General features: G+C 60.4%; 13 protein-coding genes. 7 read left to right on the top strand and 6 right to left on the bottom strand.

Features of this window, described 5'->3' with window-relative positions; translation table 11 throughout:
• Positions 1 to 41: 41 nt before the first annotated feature.
• The gene (locus PSEBG33_RS10695; protein ID WP_194440690.1) at positions 42 to 998 is read left to right on the top strand and encodes a spore coat U domain-containing protein; all 957 of its coding nucleotides are present in this window, start codon (positions 42 to 44) and stop codon (positions 996 to 998) included.
• Here PSEBG33_RS10695 and PSEBG33_RS10700 read toward each other — a convergent pair.
• Both PSEBG33_RS10700 and PSEBG33_RS10705 read right to left on the bottom strand, forming a co-directional pair.
• On the bottom strand, positions 995 to 1,732 hold the full coding sequence (locus PSEBG33_RS10700) for an anti-sigma factor family protein (protein WP_005789233.1): 738 nt from the start codon (positions 1,730 to 1,732) through the stop codon (positions 995 to 997). The two genes, PSEBG33_RS10695 and PSEBG33_RS10700, sit on opposite strands and share 4 nt — an antisense overlap.
• On the bottom strand, positions 1,729 to 2,235 hold the full coding sequence (locus PSEBG33_RS10705) for a sigma-70 family RNA polymerase sigma factor (protein ID WP_005789231.1): 507 nt from the start codon (positions 2,233 to 2,235) through the stop codon (positions 1,729 to 1,731). The genes PSEBG33_RS10700 and PSEBG33_RS10705 overlap by 4 nt, the downstream gene beginning before the upstream one ends.
• A gap of 197 nt (positions 2,236 to 2,432) precedes the next feature.
• On the opposite strand from PSEBG33_RS10705, the gene PSEBG33_RS10710 reads away from it, so the two are divergent.
• The 5 genes from PSEBG33_RS10710 (at position 2,433) to PSEBG33_RS10730 (ending at position 7,864) form a co-directional block, all read left to right on the top strand.
• Positions 2,433 to 4,040: an amino acid adenylation domain-containing protein gene (locus PSEBG33_RS10710; protein WP_005789230.1), complete on the top strand. Its 1,608-nt coding sequence runs from the start codon at positions 2,433 to 2,435 to the stop codon at positions 4,038 to 4,040.
• A complete protein-coding gene (locus PSEBG33_RS10715) occupies positions 4,033 to 5,319 on the top strand; it encodes a hypothetical protein (protein ID WP_005789229.1) in 1,287 nt (428 codons plus the stop codon). The genes PSEBG33_RS10710 and PSEBG33_RS10715 overlap by 8 nt, the downstream gene beginning before the upstream one ends.
• Before the next feature lie 42 nt (positions 5,320 to 5,361).
• Positions 5,362 to 6,126, top strand: a complete 765-nt coding sequence (locus PSEBG33_RS10720) for an enoyl-CoA hydratase-related protein (RefSeq protein WP_005789228.1) — start codon at positions 5,362 to 5,364, stop codon at positions 6,124 to 6,126.
• A gap of 119 nt (positions 6,127 to 6,245) precedes the next feature.
• Positions 6,246 to 7,328 (top strand): catalase family peroxidase, encoded by a 1,083-nt coding sequence (locus tag PSEBG33_RS10725; RefSeq protein ID WP_005789227.1) that lies wholly within the window; start codon positions 6,246 to 6,248, stop codon positions 7,326 to 7,328.
• Positions 7,325 to 7,864: a cytochrome b gene (locus PSEBG33_RS10730; protein WP_005789225.1), complete on the top strand. Its 540-nt coding sequence runs from the start codon at positions 7,325 to 7,327 to the stop codon at positions 7,862 to 7,864. Before PSEBG33_RS10725 ends, PSEBG33_RS10730 begins: the two co-directional genes overlap by 4 nt.
• Before the next feature lie 51 nt (positions 7,865 to 7,915).
• Here PSEBG33_RS10730 and PSEBG33_RS10735 read toward each other — a convergent pair whose 3' ends face one another.
• The gene (locus PSEBG33_RS10735; protein WP_005789223.1) at positions 7,916 to 9,067 is read right to left on the bottom strand and encodes a M14 family metallopeptidase; all 1,152 of its coding nucleotides are present in this window, start codon (positions 9,065 to 9,067) and stop codon (positions 7,916 to 7,918) included.
• A gap of 464 nt (positions 9,068 to 9,531) precedes the next feature.
• Positions 9,532 to 9,882, bottom strand: a complete 351-nt coding sequence (locus PSEBG33_RS10740; protein WP_177464476.1) for a DUF6124 family protein — start codon at positions 9,880 to 9,882, stop codon at positions 9,532 to 9,534.
• Between the two features lie 130 nt (positions 9,883 to 10,012).
• Here PSEBG33_RS10740 and PSEBG33_RS10745 point away from each other — a divergent pair, with 130 nt between their 5' ends.
• Positions 10,013 to 10,648 (top strand): LexA family protein, encoded by a 636-nt coding sequence (locus PSEBG33_RS10745; protein ID WP_005789220.1) that lies wholly within the window; start codon positions 10,013 to 10,015, stop codon positions 10,646 to 10,648.
• On the opposite strand, the gene PSEBG33_RS10750 is transcribed toward PSEBG33_RS10745, so the two are convergent.
• Both PSEBG33_RS10750 and PSEBG33_RS10755 read right to left on the bottom strand, forming a co-directional pair.
• Positions 10,645 to 12,570 carry an acetyl/propionyl/methylcrotonyl-CoA carboxylase subunit alpha gene (locus tag PSEBG33_RS10750; protein WP_005789218.1) on the bottom strand — a complete coding sequence of 642 codons (1,926 nt, stop codon included), beginning with the start codon at positions 12,568 to 12,570 and terminating at the stop codon, positions 10,645 to 10,647. The genes PSEBG33_RS10745 and PSEBG33_RS10750 overlap by 4 nt on opposite strands.
• The gene (locus PSEBG33_RS10755) at positions 12,567 to 13,373 is read right to left on the bottom strand and encodes a gamma-carboxygeranoyl-CoA hydratase (RefSeq protein WP_005789216.1); all 807 of its coding nucleotides are present in this window, start codon (positions 13,371 to 13,373) and stop codon (positions 12,567 to 12,569) included. Before PSEBG33_RS10755 ends, PSEBG33_RS10750 begins: the two co-directional genes overlap by 4 nt.
• Between the last annotated feature and the right edge of the window lie 2 nt (positions 13,374 to 13,375).

The following is a 13,375-nucleotide window of genomic DNA, read 5'->3' as shown; positions in this document are numbered from 1 at the left end:
GTGGTTGAGCAAGGAGACTGCGGGTGAGGGGCAAGGCATGGATGTATGCGGCAGGGCTGTTGTTTTCCGGGCAGGTTATGGCGGTGTGTTCGGTGGTTTCCACGGTGCCGGCCAGTTTCGGTTCGATCAGCTCGATGACGGTCCGCACTGCCGCGCAAACCAGCTCTACCACCAACTCCGGATTGAGTTGCACCCAGGCGTTGATTTCGCTGCTGGTGTCCACCGACCACTTCTACGCTACGATCACCTCGTCCACCGCTGGCATGGTCGGGCCGACCGGTGATGTGATTGGCTACACGATTTATGGCAACAACAGCACCAGTTATCCCATCACCCGCGGCACCCAATTCGATTTTGGGGGCGCGGGCGGCATTGCCCAGAGCATTGGCCTGATCGCCGGGCCCGGGGCGAAAACCGTGCCGTTGTACCTGAGCAGCATTACCGGCAGCAATATCGCAGCGGGGCTGTACACCGAGACATTGAACATCGCCTGGGTGTGGAATTATTGCTCGGGGATCGGCATTGGCGGCATTTGCCTGGGGCGTGACACGGGCAGCGGCACGGCAAGCCTGACCGTCAGCATGACCGTGACCAATGACTGCCAGATCACCGCGCCGAATATCAGCTTTGGCAGCGCGCCGGTGGTCAGTGGGTTTACCGCAGTGACCGGCCAGACCATCAATATCGCCTGCACCAAGGGCAGTGCCTACACCGTGGGCTTGAGCGATGGCCAGAACCCGATCAGTGTCGGCGGGCGCCGACGCATGGTTTCCGGCAGCAACTACCTGGCCTATGACCTCTTCAAAAGCGCCGGCACCACGCGCTGGGGCAGCGTCGGCGCGGCGCGGCGGGCCAGTTCCACAGCAGAGGTCAACCCTGGCAATGGGTTGGGCATCGGCAGCCAGGTATTTAACTACAACGCACGCATCTACACCGACCAGCCCACACCCCCCGGCGGCACCTACCTGGACAACGTGGTGCTGGACGTGGGTTTCTAGAACTTCATCAGCGCCGGGGCGGGCTGGTCTGCCGGGCTGACCATTGCGTAGTTGTAGCCGCCGCCCGACCAGTACTCGGCCTGCAAACCGTCGGCGCTGCGGCTGCCACGGGGCAGGAAGCCGTTGTTCGGTCCCGGCGGGCGGATATAAAAGCTGATGCGTCGGCCTTGGGGGTCTTGGTACAGCACCATGGCGGCTGCCCCCTGATCGGTAGTGAGCAGGCGCCCGCTGACCGGCTTGAAGCCTGCCTGGCTCAGGTCGGGCAGGCGATGGGCTTGATTGAAAAAGCGGTCGAGCCAGGCTTGCATAGTGCCGCTGCCGTCGTCGTTGTAGTCGGCGGGCATGACGCCGTCCTGGGCAAACAGACGGTAAGCCTGCATGGCATCGGTCATCGGCAGCGGCTGTGGTTGGGTGGCTTCGCGGGCGTGCCAGCCGCCAAGCCCGCCAAGGCTCACGGCAATCAGCAACACCGCCGCGCTGGCGAGGTGGCGGCGGGACTGACGCTTGATACGCTGACGGATCAACGCCGGGTCCAGTGCCGGATTACTCGGCTGCTGCAGGGTGCCGCTCAAGGATGCCCGCAATAATTGCGCGTCCTGTTGCCAGGCGTGTACCTGGGCGGCCGCTTCGGGGTGGTTGGCCAGCCAGGTTTCAAGCACGCGGCGGTCACTGTCCGGCAGTTGGTGATCGATGTAGGCATGCAAATCGCGTTCGCTGGGGGGCAGGTTGATCATTTGAGTCTCCGCAGGGCAGGGCCGGCAATTTCGCCATCGCTGAGCTGACGCAACGCTTGGCGCGCACGGGACAGGCGCGACATCACGGTGCCGATGGGTACCTGAAGGATCTCGGCGACTTCCTTGTAGCTCAAACCCTCCACGGACACCCACAGCAAAAGGGCGCGTTGTTCGGTGCTGAGTTGGTCGAAGGCTTGCAGGGTGGATTGGGCCATCACTGTGCGCTCCACCGAAGGTTGCGCATCATCGCGCCCGGTGAAGAATTCGAGCATACGTGCATAGCGTCGGCTGCGGCGGTGGGCGTCGAGGAACTGTCGATAAAGGATCGCGAACAGCCAGGCGCGCAGGTCGCCTTCGATACGCTTATCGGCCCAGGCGATGATCGCCCGCTCCAGGGTCGCCTGCACCAGGTCATCGGCGCTGCTGCTGTTGCGCGTCAGCGACACAGCAAAACGCCGCAACCTGGGGATGAGTTCGCGTAACTGTTCGTCGAGTTCATGCATGGGGATGAGTCTACTCACTTGTGTTGAAGTAGACGTTGGTCCCTGTAGGTTATTCCACGCTTTGCGCAAAGAAACTTCCCGGCTAATACGTGGGAAGCGTCTGTATACCTTGAGAGTCTGTAATCTCGTGCGCAGCCCTCTATCCACCCTTGTATCTGTCGGCATTCAGCCGGCAGTTGAATAGTGAGAGGGTGCTTATGACGTGTTTGCCGAGTGATAAACAGTTTTTTTCCTGCATCTCGCTGGCTCATTTGCCTGCCGCGCAGCGGGTTTTATTTGAGCAATGGGGTTGTGGCCTCTCAACCCGAGCCACCTACGCCAACGTGCACCACGCCTTCGAAGCGCAAGCGAGGCTGGCACCCCAAGCGACCGCTGCGGTATGCGCGGGCCAACGTATCAGCTATGAACAACTCAACCGACAAGCCAATCGATTGGCTGAGCATCTGCTTGGGCTGGGTGTTAAGCGTGGGGACACGGTGGGATTGTTCGTCGAGCGCTCGATTCCCATGCTGGTCGGGCTCCTGGCGGTGTTGAAGATTGGCGCCGCGTATGTCCCTCAGGACGCCAGAATCGTACCCACCCTGCAATTGGGCATGGTCCTCGAATCATTGACCAGCCCGGTGATTCTGACCTTATCGAGCCTGGTGGAGCGCATTCCGGCAGACGCGTCCCATCGCTGCCTCAATTTGGATACGTTCATTGCTCAAACGCCATGGCTGGCTGAAGACAATGATTGCGTACGTGTCGGTGCTGGCCCGGATGATCTGTGCTTTGTACTGTTTACGTCTGGAACCACAGGGCGCCCTAACGGCGTGTGTGTCAGCCACCGTAACGTATGCAACATTCTGCTCACTGAACCTGGGCGGATGGGTATGGCACCGGGTCGTACCGTAGGGCAGATTCTCAATATCGGCTTTGACATGGCGGCTTGGGAAATACTCGGTTGCCTGGCTCATGGTGCGACCTTGCTGATTCGCGGCAAAGACATCGCGCAGACGGCCGCCCAGTGCAATGTGTTGATCGCAACGCCTTCGATACTGGCCACCCTTGAGCCTCGACAGTGTCCCCACCTCAACGTCGTTGCAGTGGCTGGAGAAGCCTGCTCCCAGGCCCTGGCGGATCGGTGGGCCGAGCACTGTACGTTCTACAACGGCTGCGGTCCTACCGAGACGACCATCGTCAACACGCTGCATCGGCATGTACCAGGCACGCTACTGACTATTGGCCGGCCAACCCCCAATAACACTGTCTATGTGCTCGATGAGCAGGGGCGTGCCTGTGCCTTGGGTGAAACGGGAGAGATGTGGGCCGGTGGTGCGGGTGTGACAGCAGGCTATCTGAACAATACGGCATTGACCCAGCAGCGATACCGTCCGGATCCCTTTCTCGGTGGCGACGCCATGATGTTCCGCACACGAGATTTGGGGCGCTGGGTGGGAGACGGCCAGCTCGAACACTTAGGGCGCGTGGATGACCAAGTGAAAGTCCGTGGCTTTCGCGTGGAACTGGATGCGGTGTCGGCGGCTCTGGAGGCCGGCGCTGGATGCATGCGCGCCGTCACTTTGAAGCTGGACAGCCGCACGTTGGTGGCCTTTGTTTCGCCTGCCAGCACTGACATCGAAGCTTGCCAAACCGCGTGCCAACAGCGTTTGGCCTATTACTGCGTGCCTCAGTCCATCTACGCAGTGGAGCATTTTCCACTGACCGCGAGGGGCAAGATCGATAAGGCATTGTTACTGCAAACGGCCCGGGAGAACCAGTTGGCGGTGCAGGCGCTCGCGACCGGGGAGCCCGGCCATGATTGATACGCTGATCCGTACCGTTGTACCGCCCAAGCCTGCGCTTTGGCGTCGCTGGACGTCACTGCCGATGTTTTCCTGTTACAACCGCCTGGCAGCCACCGCGCTGATGGGCAACCTGGTGTTTTTGCTTTTGGCTGTGGACCTGCACGCCATCACGGTTCAGACGCTGTCGGACATGGTACTGATCAACCTGTCGGTTGCCATTCTCGTTCGCCAGCAATACGTGATCAATGGGCTGTTCTGGCTGGCAACGCGAGTACCACCTACATGGCCCTTACAGGTGCGGCGTAGCGCGGCCAAGGTGTACCACTTCGGTGGGCTGCACAGTGGCGCAGCCTTTGCGGCCACTGGGTGGTTTGCCGCCCTGGTTGGCGTGCAGGTTACGCGTTACCTGCAACAACCTGACAGTGTTTCGGTGGCCGAGTTAGGGGTCAGCGTTATGCTGCTCAGCTTATTGCTGCTCATGGTGGTCATGGCTCAACCACGTATTCGAGGCCGGTTCCACAATGGGTTTGAACGCGTTCATCGGTTTGGCGGTTGGAGTGCGTTGCTGTTGTTCTGGTGGCAAACGTTACTGACCACGTCGAGCCTGCTGCACAGCGTTACGTTTTGGATGCTGGCAGTGCTGACCCTGAGCGTCCTGCTGCCCTGGCTGCGGCTGCGCAAGGTGGCTGTTGTACACGCACGGCCTTCCGGGCATGCGGTGATTACGCGTTTGAGCCACACCACACCGTTCGCCGGTTCATCCACCGCGATCAGCCGCAACCCACTGCTGGAGTGGCATTCCTTTGCCAATATTCCCACGCCACACGAGGCGGGTTTCCGCCTGATAATTTCCCGCGCAGGGGATTGGACCGGGCGATTTATCGAGGACTTGCCGCGCTATGTGTGGGTTAAGGGCATCACCACAGCGGGTGTTGCCAATGTAGAAACCCTGTTCAAGTCGGTGGTGTACATCGCCACTGGCAGCGGCATCGGGCCTGTCATGCCGCATCTGCTGGCGGCTCAGGTACCGATTCAGTTGATCTGGTGTGCCCGTAGCCCGAGGAAGACCTATGGCGATGAACTGGTGGAGGAAATTCTGCGCGCCCAGCCTTGCGCATTGATCTGGGACACCGATGAGCGCGGCAAGCCAGATCTGGTTCAGTTGGCTTATGGCGCAGTGCAAGCCTTTGGTGCAGAAGCCGTGATCTGTATTGCCAACCAAACGGTGACCCAGCGTCTGGTGCAAGAGTTGGAAGCTCGGGGAATACCCGCCCATGGCGCGATCTGGGATTCCTGAGACAGACCCAAGTGTGAACGACATCAATCAGTGGAGATGCCTATGAACGTGTTTGTGGAACGTCATGATCGAGTGGTCCTGGTCAAGCTCAACCGTCCTGAAGTCAAGAATGCGCTGAGTTCGGCGCTGATGACTGAGTTGATCAGTCATCTGGAAGCAATGGATCGAGACCCTCGGATTGGGTGTTTTGTCATTACCGGCACCGCAGAGTTCTTCGCGGCAGGGGCCGATATCAAAGAGATGAGCGGCAAGTCCTATCTGGACGTACTCAACGAAGACTACTTCGTCGGTTGGGAGGGCTTCACCCGTTTGCGCACCCCGACGATTGCCGCAGTGGCGGGCTATGCGTATGGCGGAGGCTGTGAGCTGGCGATGATGTGCGACATGATTTTCGCTGCTGACACCGCCACCTTTGCACAGCCGGAAATTAAGCTAGGCGTCATCCCGGGCATGGGCGCGACCCAGCGGTTGACCGGGCTGATCGGCAAGGCCAAGACCATGGACCTGGTGTTGACTGGCCGGTCAATGACCGCCACGGAAGCAGAGCAGGCGGGGTTGGTGTCGCGGGTTTACCCGGCTGCGAACTTGCTGGACGAGGTGATGGCGGTGGCTGCACAAATTGCCTCCTTCTCGCGAACGGCCACCCGTGCAGCGCGGCAGGCGGTGGAGCATTCTCTGGAGCTCGGCTTGCACGAAGGTGTGCGTCAGGAGCGTAGGTTGTTTCATGGCCTGTTCGCCACGCCTGATCAGCAAGAAGGAATGCAGGCATTTCTTCACAAGCGGCAGGCCTTGTTTAATCAGCCCTAGCCGGCACTCGATCTGGCCGCGCGTTGACTACAAAGAAACTACAGTGAAGGGGGAATAAGCCTACGTGGGATTCGTCTCATAACACTTTCCCCCCTGCGGCCTCGGGCCCTGGAGCTTCTATGGTTGATCACTCTTTACCGCCGCGTCCGCCTCTTGGTACTACAAGTCTGCTCGTCAGGCTGGCGTGTATAGGGGGCGTGGTGGCAGTGTTGGTGGTTGCATTTGCCTACGTCAACGGCACCCTCGACCCACAACGTCTGCGGCCAAAGACCTTGGTCAATGCCTTGGAAACCAATAACGGCGTACACCCGGGCTTTCGCCGCAATCATGCCAAAGGTGTGTGTGTGGCGGGTTACTTCGAGGCGAGCACAGAGGCGCGTGCCTACTCCAGCGCCCAGGTGTTCAGCGCGGCCAAGACCCCGGTGATTGGCCGGTTTGCCTTGCCCAGCGGCAATCCCTATGCACCGGACAGCAGTGTGCCGATTCGCAGTTTTGCCGTGCAATTCAGCCAGGCAAACGGCCAGCAGTGGCGAACGGGAATGAACAGTATGCCGGTGTTTCCGGTGGGCACGCCCGAGGCGTTCTACCAGCTGCTCAAGGCGGGTGCGCCAGACCCGGCCACTGGCAAGCCGAACCCTGCGAACATGCCGGCGTTTTTTGCCACACACCCGGAGACGGCGCCGTTCCTGGCCTGGGTCAAGACTGCCAAGCCATCGGCCAGTTATGCGACGCAAACCTACAACGGCATCAATGCGTTTTACCTGGTGGGCGAAGGTGGCAAGCGTCAGGCCGTGCGGTGGAGCGTGGTGCCGCAAAGCCAGGACGCGGCGGGTGATGCTGCGCCGTCGGGCAGTGACTTCCTGGAACAGGATTTGGTGCAGCGCCTGGCCGCCGGGCCTTTGCGTTGGCAGTTGAACATGACCCTGGCCAACCCCGGCGACCCCTTGGATGACGCGAGCAAGACCTGGACCGGCCCGCATACGCAGCTCAACGCCGGCACTCTGGTACTGCAAAGCAGCCAGCCGCAGGCAGACGGTGATTGCCGTGATATCAACTTTGACCCGCTGATTTTGCCCAGCGGTATCGAGGCCTCCAACGACCCGCTGCTGGCCGCACGCTCCGCCGCGTATGCCAGTTCGTATCTGCGCCGTGCGGGTGAAGTCAGCCCGTTGCACAGCACCCCTCAGGAGTCGAAGCCATGAATGCTCAACCGCGTTTTTTTGCACCGCTGGCGCGTCTGTTGCACTGGCTGATGGCGCTGATGATCATTGCCATGCTGTTTATTGGTGCGGGATTGGCGGCGTCGGTGTCGGAACGCCATGAATGGCTGATCCACCTGCACAAACCGCTGGGTATTGCGATCCTGGCCCTGGTGCTCGTGCGTTTGGTCGTGCGCTTTACCACCCGGCAACCGCCGTTGCCAGCCGATTTGCCGATGTGGCAAGTGCTGGCGGCCAAGGCTTCCCATGTGCTGCTGTATGCGTTGATGCTGGTGTTGCCGCTGCTGGGCTGGGCGATGATTTCGGCCGCCGGTGACCCGGTGATGCTCAGCAGTTCTGTGCAACTGCCAGCGCTGGTAGGGGCGAATGCGCCGTTGTTTGCGCTGTTGCGCAAGGCTCACGGCTACCTTGCCTACCTGTTGTTCCTGACAGTGCTGGTGCACTTGGCGGCGGCGCTGTTCCACGGGTTGATCCGCCGCGATGGGGTATTGCAGAGCATGACCGGCACCCGGGATTGATCGCTTCTGTGGCGAGCAAGCTCGCTCGCCACAAAAAGCTTGCCACAAGGGTTAACGCAAAAGCCCGACGATATCGGCGACGCTGCTCAATACGTCCTTGCCCAGCTGTTTCGATCGATCGCCCGACCAGCCGGTACGCGGGTTGGGCGCATCGTCGTTGTCCTTGAAGGGCATCTCCAGGGTCAGGGACAGGCAGTCGTACTTCTCACCAACTGCGTTGCAGGCCAGGGTCATGTTGGCTTCGCCCGGCAGGTCGCGGGTGTAGCCGTAGGTGGTTTGGAAGTCCCGGGTCAGATGGCTCAGGTGGTTGCGAAAGTGTTTTTCCAGGGCTTCGATGCGTGGGGTGTAGCCTGGATTGCCTTCGCAGCCGGCGGTGAATATGTAGGGGATTTCTTCGTCGCCATGGATATCGAGGAACAGGTCCACGCCGTACTTTTCCATTTGCTGCTGCACAAATAGTACTTCCGGGCTGGTTTCCTGATTGGCGCTCTGCCAGGCGCGGTTGAGATCCTGGCCCATGGCGTTGGTACGCAGGTGACCGTGAAAAGCGCCGTCGGGGTTCATGTTGGGCACCAAGTACAGGTCGGCCACTTTCAAGAGTTTTTTCAACTCCGCGTCACCGTCCTTTTGCAGGCGTTCAATCACGCCCTCCATAAACCATTCGGCCATGTGTTCGCCGGGGTGCTGTTGGGCAATGATCCACACCTTACGGCGACCTTCAGCCCCTTTGCCACGGCGCAACAGTTGTATATCGCGGCCTTCGACGCTCTTGCCGGTGGCCAGCAGCTTGACGCCGGCGTACTTCAGGGCTTGTTCGATCAGCCAGTCGTGACGTTCACGGCTGTAGGGTTCGAAGTAGGCGAACCATACGTGCTTTTCGCGGGTCTGGAGCGTGATATGCAGGATCTCGCCATCAAAGCGCGTTGGCACCCGGAACCAGTTGATATGGTCATAGGATGCCACGGCATTGTAGCCGCTCCAGGCGTGTTTATAGGATGAGCCACCGGCGTTGCTCAATCGAAAAGTGTGGGTGTGCCCCACATGCATGCCTTCGGCCTTGAAGTGGAACCATTGAAAATGTTTGCTGCGGGTGTCGGGTTTGATTGCCAGTAACAACTGATAGGCATCGCTGGCATCCAGGACCTGGATATTGCCGCTGTCGAAGTCGGTGCTGATCTTGATGGAGGTCAAGGCCACGGTCATAGTCTGGTTGCCTGAATATGAGTGATGTGGCGGCTATATTACACAGAGGTCAAGTAAAACCTGGATGCAAAATTGTTGCACGGGGAGGGGGCGTCATCCCTGACGCTGCGGCAGCTTAGGGGCTATGAGATTGATTCTCAAGCGCTATTTCGCAAAGATCCGTACTAGAGCTGTCGTGTGGCTTTCTTTCGGCGATGGTCTTTTGCTACCATGCGCGCCATCGAGCAACACACAGTCTTCATTAGCCTGAAGCCATGCCAGGGAAACTGGCAAAAAAAAGACCCGGCCAAAGAGCCGGGTCAAAAACCGTGATTAGCCTGATGAGGAGATATTCCAAGAGTCCGACCTAAGGTCCCTTGGTCTATCGACTGATCTCGCGATCAGCTGGGTCCAATAATAATCATTATCATTTGCAAGTCAAATGTTTTTATCCCTTGGATAGAAATATTTTTCTTTCGAGTCTGTTACGCATTTGCCTGGGCCCCCGGCGCTTGCAACGAGCGCTCTACCATCGCCTTCGCCATATCGATCAAATACACCACGGAAAACGCCAGGTCGCGCTGATTGCCTTGATGGCTGCACGCTGATTCGTAGGCGGTTGCCGCAGCACTGCGCAGCAGGTCAGACGCGTGAACCAGGGCCTCCTCCTGGCTGACACCCGGCTTGATCGCGAACAGGGCGCCTTCCACGGCTGGTGCCGACATATCTTCTTTCAAGTAATAGTCCAGCGCGCGCTGGGCCGCGCCGCTGTGGCACATGTTCTGTAATTCAACCTGTTCCGGTATTTCGGGCAGTGAAAGCGGGCTATTCGTCATAAGCGGCAGTACTCCGGTGGGTGTTGAAATCCTTAGGCTTGATGATAGTACGTATCGTATTTATGTCGTTTTATGGATTACTACAAACTGTTTATTGCCCCGAAAAATACGCACCGTATTGTCAGGCGCCATGGATAACTGGATAGCGTTGGTCAAAGCCAACATGAAAGACCGCAAGGTCACGCAGGAGCAACTGGCAGAGCGCCTGGGCATGTCCCAGGGCGGCGTCGGCCATTGGCTCAACAAGCGCCGGGTGCCGAGCCTTGCGGACATGAACCGGGTGCTGGCCGAGCTCGGGCTGGGCTACCTGGAGGTGGCGCTGGAGATTCGCGAACGGGCCGCGCAAGAGCGTGCGTTGCAACAGCACTACAACCCGTATTTTCGCTATCCGGTCAGCGACTGGCAGCAGGCGTGCGAGCTGCGCGAAGAGCGTGCACCCTATGGGCCTGGCCGCTACGAATTGACCGATTACCACGCGCGTGGCGAGGCGTTCTGGCTGCCTGTAACGGGCGACGCCATGACCGCGCCCACGGGCATGAGCATCGGTGCCGGGGCGATGATCCTGGTGGATCCGGCCATCGATCCTGTACCCGGCAAACTGGTGGTCGCCCAATGGTCTGGCAGTTCCCAGGCCACTTTTCGCCAACTGCAGGAAGAGAGCGGCCAGCGCTATCTGGTGCCGCTCAATCCGACGTACCCCAAGGCGCTGCTCACCGACGACTGCCGCATCCTTGGCGTCGTGGTGCAAGCCACCGCGAAGTTCTAGGCGGTGGTTTCAAGCTCCACCAGCGCGCTGCCTTCGGCAACCATTTCACCTTCCTGGCAGAACAGCGCCTTGACCACCCCGGCATGGGGCGCACGGATGCTGTGTTCCATCTTCATGGCTTCGAGTACCACCAGCTGTGTGCCAGCCTCAACGGTTTGGCCTACCTCTACCAGCACACGAACGATGCTGCCGTTCATCGGTGCGCTGAGACCGCCCTGATGAGATTGGCCGGCCTCGACCGCCGCAATCGGGTCGAACAGCGTGACAGCATGCATCTCACCATTCCAGCGCAGGTACAGGCTGCCTTCGTTGCGGACCGCCAGATGGGCATGGCGTACACCCTGGTGTTCGATCAGCAGTTGCTCGCCGCACAACTGCGACGTGTGCCCGGCCAATGTCACCAGCCTATCCTGCCCGTTGCAGGTCAGATGCAGCGACACTTCGGCGGGCAGGCCCGCACGAAAGCCCTGGTTATTGGCCCAAGGCCCATCACCTACCGGCAGGCTCTGCATAAATGCCGAACCTGCTGCCTGCCAGAATGCATCGCTCAACGCACCGGGCGCCGGTAACAGTTCATCCTGATAACGCGGGATAAACCCGGTGTCCAATTCGGCCGCCGCGAACGCGGGATGGCCGATGATGCGCCGCAGAAAACCCAGGTTGGTCTTGAGCCCACCCACCGCGAACTCATCGAGCATACTTAAAAGTCGCAGGCGTGCCTGTTCGCGGTCTTCGCCCCAGGCAATCAGTTTGCCGAGCATCGGGTCGTAGAAGGGCGACACGCTGTCCCCTTGCTCGACACCACTGTCTACCCGACGGCCCGGGCCTGGGCTGGACTCGCGGTACAGCGTCAGGTGCCCGGTGGCCGGCAGGAAATCATTGGCCGGATCTTCGGCATACAGCCGCACTTCAATTGCATGACCGATCAAGGGTACCTGCTCCTGTGTGATCGGCAGCGCCTCGCCCTGGGCGACCCGAATCTGCCACGCCACCAGGTCCAGACCGGTAATCGCCTCGGTGACCGGATGCTCCACCTGCAGTCGCGTGTTCATCTCCATAAAGAAAAACTCGCCACGGGAATCCAGCAGAAACTCCACCGTACCGGCACCGACATAGCCGATGGCCTGGGCCGCACGCACGGCCGCTTCGCCCATGGCCTTGCGTTGCTCAACACTGAGCCCCGGCGCCGGCGCTTCCTCGACCACCTTTTGATGGCGCCGCTGGATCGAGCAGTCGCGCTCATTGAGGTACAGGCAATGGCCATGCTGGTCGGCAAACACCTGAATCTCGACATGGCGCGGCTTGAGCAGGTACTTCTCCACCAGCATCTGCCCATTGCCGAAGGACGACAGCGCCTCGCGCTGGGCGGAGGCCAGGGCATCGGCCAATTGGCTGACATCCTCGACCACCTTCATGCCCTTGCCGCCGCCACCGGCCGTAGCCTTGAGCAATACCGGGTAGCCAATACGCTCACAGGCGGCGCGGAAGGTCTCCAGGTCCTGGGCCTCGCCGTGATAGCCCGGCACCAGGGGCACACCGGCGGTTTCCATCAATGCCTTGGCCGCCGATTTGCTGCCCATGGCGTCGATGGCGGCAGCGGGCGGGCCGAGGAAGATCAAGCCTGCCGCCTCGATGGCCCGGGCAAAGCCAGCGTTTTCCGAGAGGAAGCCGTAGCCGGGGTGAATCGCCTGGGCGCCACTGGCGTGGGCGGCGGCAATCAGTTTGTCGATTTGCAGGTAACTGTCGGTGGCTTTGCTGCCTCCCAGGTCGACACGAATATCCGCCTCGCGGCTATGGCGCGCATCACGGTCGATGGTGCTGTGCACGGCCACGGTCGTCAGCCCCATGGCCTTGGCAGTGCGCATGACACGGCAGGCAATCTCGCCACGGTTGGCTACCAGTACGGTGGTCAGTGTGCTCATGAGCGCGGCTCCTGGGCTTGCCAGCTCGGCGCACGTTTTTGCAGGAAGGCCCGCAACCCTTCCTGGCCCTCGGCGCTTACGCGAATGCGCGCAATGGCGTTTTCGCAATAACGTCGCAGCGCCGGGGTGAGGGCACCGTTGCCCACTTCACGCAGTAAATCCTTACTGGCGCGCATCGCCGCCGGACTGTTTTGCAGCAGGTTGGCCACCCACTGGTCCACCTGGTGATCCAGGCTCTCGGCCGGATAACTCTCTGCCAGCAAGCCGATCTCCTGCGCACGCTGGCCGCCAAATCGCTCAGCCGTCAGAGCATAGCGGCGGGCCGTGCGTTGGCCGATGGCCTGCACCACAAATGGGCTGATCACTGCGGGCGCCAGGCCGATGCGCACTTCCGACAGGCAGAATTGCGCGTCATCGGCGCCGATGGCCATGTCGCAGCAACTGATCAACCCCAGCGCGCCACCATAGGCCGCACCTTGCACAACGGCCAGCGTGGGGATTTTCAGCTTGGACAGGTTGTACATCAGCTCCGCCAGTTCGCGGGCGTCGTCCAGGTTGGTGTGGTAGTCCAGCTCGGCCGACTGCTGCATCCAGGCCAGGTCGGCGCCGGCACTGAAATGCTTGCCGCGCCCGCGCAGTATCAGAAATCGCAGGGACGGGTCGGCTTGCACCCGGTCCAGGGCGATGATCAGTTCGCGGATCATTTCGGCATTGAACGCGTTGTTCTTGGCTTCACGACTGAGCCACAGCGTGGCAAAGCCACGGCTGTCGGTGATCAGTTCGAGGGTGTTGAAATCGTTCATGG

This window comes from Pseudomonas synxantha BG33R (genome assembly GCF_000263715.2).
GTDB classification, from domain to species: domain Bacteria; phylum Pseudomonadota; class Gammaproteobacteria; order Pseudomonadales; family Pseudomonadaceae; genus Aquipseudomonas; species Aquipseudomonas synxantha_A.
This window is presented reverse-complemented; position numbering and strand designations above follow the sequence as displayed.